Here is a 4,306-nt window from a genome sequence, read left to right on the forward strand (position 1 = left end):
GATTAGTATCCGAAAACTCCGCCGAAAAAAGAGGATGAACCTTTATTTCATTATCAATCCAGCCGCCAAAAACGGCCGGTCCGTGTCCATTTGGAAGCAGCTGCAACCGCTGCTGGATCGGGAAGGAATCGCCTATCAGGCATATTGGACGAGCCGAAAGGGAGAAGGAAAGGAAATCGCCCGACGAATCGGCGAGGAAAGCGTCGAGCCGACGGTGATTGCGGCGGTCGGGGGCGATGGGACCGTGCATGAAGTGGTGAACGGAGCGGGTTCGTTTCCGCACGTTGCGATTGGCTGCATCCCCGCCGGAACGGGAAACGACTTTGTCCGCGGTTTCCGTCTTGCCCGAAAACCGAAACAGGCGCTCCAACGGCTGTTGAGTGACGTTCGATCCGGCAAGGATTTGGCTTTCGATCTCGGCCGTTTTGCCAGCAGCGCCGTGCCCGACGGCGTGTTTGCCAACAGCATCGGCTGCGGTTTTGACGCCCATATCGCCCGCATGGCCAACCGTTCAAAATGGAAAGGGAGGCTGAATCGTTTTGGACTCGGTTCGTTCATTTATGTGTTTTATTTAGTAAGAGAGTTGTTTCGCTATCAACCGGTTGACCTTGATATTTGTGTGGATGGACAGAATTATTCGTTTTTGAAGGCCTGGCTGGCAACGGTTTCGAATCACCCATACTACGGTGGGGGAATGCGCATCGCTCCGTCCGTCCGGGCCGATGACGGCTTGCTTCATGTGACGGTCGTCGGGCCGATGCCGCGTTGGAAAATTCTTGCGCTGTTTTTAACCGTATTTTGGGGCGGGCATGTACGAATGAAAGAAGTTTGCGTGTTCACTGGTCGGAACGTGCGCATCCGCCCTGCCGCTCCTGTCCCGATCCACGCGGATGGCGAGGATGCAGGAGAAGGGGAAGTATTTGCTTGGATTGAGCCGGGGCGTTTGCGGGTCATTGGCGTGAAAACGAGGTGAGTGATTCACTCGTATACTAAAGAAGCAAGTAGACGTAAGGAGGGCGAGGGATGGGGAAGCGGATCGTCATGCTTGATGTCGTGTTGTATGTCGTATTTCCGATCGTTCTCTGGCATGCGTTGCGCGGGCCGGTCGGGGAGTATGGGGCGATGCTCATTTGCACCGTGCCGGGAGCGGTTTATACCGTTTATCGCTATTGGCTCATTCGCAAAGTGCAATGGTTCGGCACGTTTTTGATTGTCAATCTGGCGGTTAGTACGCTATTGAACGTGTTGGCTGGATCAGCGTTGCAAATGTTATGGAACGATGTATGGTACTCGATCGTTTTGGCTGTCTGTTTTCTGGTGACTGTTGTGGTAAGGCGGCCGGTGATGCTTTATTTTTCCCTTGATTTTGTGGAAATGCAGGGAGCTCCGCGCTCGGTGATGAAAAAGCGGTTTTTGGAACGTGATGTGTTTCCTCTTTTTCAATGGATCACCGTTGGCTTTGCCCTGCGCGATGGATTGCTGGCGGCAATCAAAGCGCATTTGATTATTCGCTATGGCATCGAGGCGTTTGACCGAGCGATTGTGATTCGCGAAGTGATTAGCTGGGGATTTACGATCCTCTATGTTTTGGGGTTTATTAGAATTTCGAATATTCTGAATGACGGAAGCAAGAGCAAGGAAGCGAGCGGTTAAGGCGGAGGTGAAAGAACAATGGAACGACGATGTCCATTATTGTCAAGGAGAAAGGGCTGTTTCCCGTTCGCTTCGGAAAACAGCCCTTGCTTTAGCAACAGCTTCAAAAACGGAACTTATTTTTTGTTCTTTTCTTCCTTGTCTTGTTTTCTATGGGCCGGCGAATGGTCGTTTTTTACCTGCGGTTTGGCTGTTTGTTTCGGAGGTTGTGAAACAGAGACAGAGGCGCGGAACGCTGCTTGCTGCTTTCCGGCTGCCGCTGCTTGATGTTCCCGGCCGTTTGCTTTGGCGCTCGCGGCGACACCTTGGCGGACACTGCCCTTTGCTTCCGCTTTTATGGCTCGCGTCAGCGACGATTTCGTGTCTGCTTTGGCGGCGGTGTTCGTTTGTTCATCTAGACGAACCGCTGTATCGTCTTCCACCGGTGCAGCGGCTGGCTTTTCTGTTTCGATGGATTCAGGAGCCGTTGGTGCGCTCTCGTTTTTCGCTTCCTCCGTTTCGCCGGCCGGTGCTGTCGGTGCTGTTTGTTCATCGCCTATTTCCTCTACTTGGCTGCTTTGTTCTGCCTGTTTCGCCAGCCGCTTTTCGATTTTATTTTCCAGTTTTTGTTTCGCTTTTTCAATGTTGCGGGCGAGCACCTCTTTGGCGCGCGGGTTTTTCACCCGTTCAAGTGCGGCTTGCAAGGCCGTGATGTTTTGCGAAAATTTTTCTTCCAGCTGTTGGCGCAATGCTTCGGCATCAGGTTTTGCGGTTTCCCCGCTTGGTTCATCCGCTTGTTTTGTTTTTTCATACACATTCCATGCTTGATCTTGTTGTTTCAGGGCATTGGCGAGCACTTCTTTTGCCTGCTCGACGTCTCCGCGTTCAAGCAGCGCCTTTGCTTCGGCTAGCCGCTCTTCAGCGAATTCAGCGAGCCGTTTCGCCTTTTCCGCATCGTCAAACGTGAGGGCAAGTTCGATTTTTTCCATCATGGTTTTGACAAAGTAGAAAAAGTCGCCTGGCAACAAAACCGGGACGTCGTGGTTGACACCGGCATCTGCTTCGGTTGCCGTGTTGCCGTCTGTTTTCCCCTCGATTCCTGTGCTGGCGAACACCGACGGGCTGTAAGGAGTGAGCGCAACAGCAGCGGCAAGTGCGCTTGTTGATAGTATGCGAGGGAGCGAAAATCGCTTGTTCATCACCATCGTTCCTCCTTTTGCTTTGGGTTTCGTTATAACGTTTTCGCAGTTGACCCGTCTGTTTTCGACTGTAGGCGCGAAAAATCAGGCGAAAGAAGCAGAAAAATAGGAAAGAAAGGGAAACGGTGAGATTCCCTTCACGGTTTGGCAGTTAGCCGCCTGTTTGGTATAATGGAAATAAGTTTGGTAACGACGATATCCAAGGCGACTCCTGCCAATCCGTTTGGTGGGAGTTTGTTTTTGCGATGAGCGCCTAGTGGGGCTGACGGGATAAGGGGGCACCGGCCAATGCCATGCCGGGCGAAAACGAAAGGAGCAAACCGGTCATGACGGAGCGGGTGGATGACATTGTTGATGTTTGTTTATTAGCGGGAAAATTGATGCTTGAAAGCGGTGGGGAGACGTACCGGGTGGAAGATACGATGGGGCGCATCGCCGCTTCGTTCGGTGTTTCCCGCTCACACAGCTATGTGACCCCAACGGGCATCATGTTTTCCGTTGAGGGAACGAATGTAACACGGTTTATTCGCATTTCCGAGCGTTCGACCGATTTATCCAAGGTGGCGCTTGTCAACCACATTTCCCGCCGCATCAGCAGCGGCGAACTGTCGCTCGACGGAGCGCGCAAAGAACTGGAACGCGTTCAGCAGCTGCCACTCGGTTATCCGCTTTGGCAGCAAACCGCTGCCGCAGCGGCGGCGAGCGCTTGTTTTGCCTCGCTGTTAGGCGGCATGAATCATTTTCTCCCTTCCCTTCTTTCTGGTGGAATGGCGTTTTGGTGTTTTGAAATGATGCATCGGTTCGTGAAAATCCGATTCTTCGCTGAATTTTTTGCCGCTTTTGTCGCCGGTGGGATCGTGCTGTTGATGGAAAGGGCCGGATTTGTCAGGGACGTAGGAAACATGATGATTGGCTCGGTGATGCCGCTCGTGCCGGGGCTGGCGATTACCAATGCGGTGCGCGATTTAATGGCCGGCCATTTGATCGCCGGTTTGTCGCGCGGTGCTGAGGCGTTTTTAACCGCGTTTGCGATCGGCACCGGCATTGCCTTTATTTTATCGATTCGTTAGCAGGGAGTTACCGATGATGATTGTGCAGCTGTTGCTTAGCTTTGTGGCGTCATCGCTGTTTGGCGTCATTTTCAATATTCCGAAACGATTGCTGCCGCACAGCGGATTTGTCGGCATGAGCGGCTGGGCGATGTATATGGCCGCCGCCCGGTCGGGGGTGGACGGTGTCGCCGCCACGTTTGCAGCGGCGTTTTTCGTCGCTTTTGTAAGCAACGGGTTCGCCCGCCGCTATCGAACGCCGGCGACGATTTTTATCGTCTCTGGCATTATTCCCCTTGTGCCGGGCGGAACAGCGTTTGATGCGATGCGCCATGTTGTCATGAACGATTACAATGCGGCCATTTCACTAGCGGCAAAAGCGTTCATGATTTCTGGGGCGATTGCGATGGGGCTCATTTTTTCTGA

The 4,306-nt window shown here is 52.9% G+C and carries 5 protein-coding genes; 4 read left to right on the forward strand and 1 reads right to left on the reverse strand.

Annotated features, from left to right (window positions below; genetic code table 11):
• Positions 1-34: 34 nt before the first annotated feature.
• Together T260_RS130035 and T260_RS130030 are read left to right on the forward strand one after the other, a co-directional pair.
• Entirely contained in the window at positions 35-973 is a 939-nt protein-coding gene (locus tag T260_RS130035; protein WP_023633960.1) for a diacylglycerol/lipid kinase family protein, read from the forward strand.
• Positions 974-1,023: 50 nt separating this feature from the next.
• Positions 1,024-1,653: a VC0807 family protein gene (locus T260_RS130030; RefSeq protein WP_023633961.1), complete on the forward strand. Its 630-nt coding sequence runs from the start codon at positions 1,024-1,026 to the stop codon at positions 1,651-1,653.
• 116 nt (positions 1,654-1,769) lie between these two features.
• On the opposite strand, the gene T260_RS130025 is transcribed toward T260_RS130030, so the two are convergent.
• Positions 1,770-2,831, reverse strand: a complete 1,062-nt coding sequence (locus T260_RS130025; protein WP_236620432.1) for a DUF5667 domain-containing protein — start codon at positions 2,829-2,831, stop codon at positions 1,770-1,772.
• Between the two features lie 326 nt (positions 2,832-3,157).
• Here T260_RS130025 and T260_RS130020 point away from each other — a divergent pair, with 326 nt between their 5' ends.
• Both T260_RS130020 and T260_RS130015 read left to right on the forward strand, forming a co-directional pair.
• Positions 3,158-3,901: a threonine/serine exporter family protein gene (locus T260_RS130020; protein ID WP_011230423.1), complete on the forward strand. Its 744-nt coding sequence runs from the start codon at positions 3,158-3,160 to the stop codon at positions 3,899-3,901.
• A 13-nt stretch (positions 3,902-3,914) separates the two neighbouring features.
• A partial coding sequence (locus T260_RS130015) for a threonine/serine exporter family protein (protein ID WP_031212695.1) occupies positions 3,915-4,306 on the forward strand: 392 nt, incomplete at its 3' end.

The sequence above is a fragment of the Geobacillus thermopakistaniensis genome, assembly GCF_000498995.1.
Lineage (GTDB): Bacteria > Bacillota > Bacilli > Bacillales > Anoxybacillaceae > Geobacillus > Geobacillus thermoleovorans.

Excerpts from the sequence above, each read along its gene's own strand:
- T260_RS130035 (WP_023633960.1), top strand. The coding sequence starts at position 35 with ATGAACCTTTATTTCATTATCAATCCAGCCGCCAAAAACGGCCGGTCC.
- T260_RS130020 (WP_011230423.1), top strand. The coding sequence starts at position 3,158 with ATGACGGAGCGGGTGGATGACATTGTTGATGTTTGTTTATTAGCGGGA.
- T260_RS130030 (WP_023633961.1), top strand. The coding sequence starts at position 1,024 with ATGGGGAAGCGGATCGTCATGCTTGATGTCGTGTTGTATGTCGTATTT.
- T260_RS130025 (WP_236620432.1), bottom strand. The coding sequence starts at position 2,831 with ATGAACAAGCGATTTTCGCTCCCTCGCATACTATCAACAAGCGCACTT.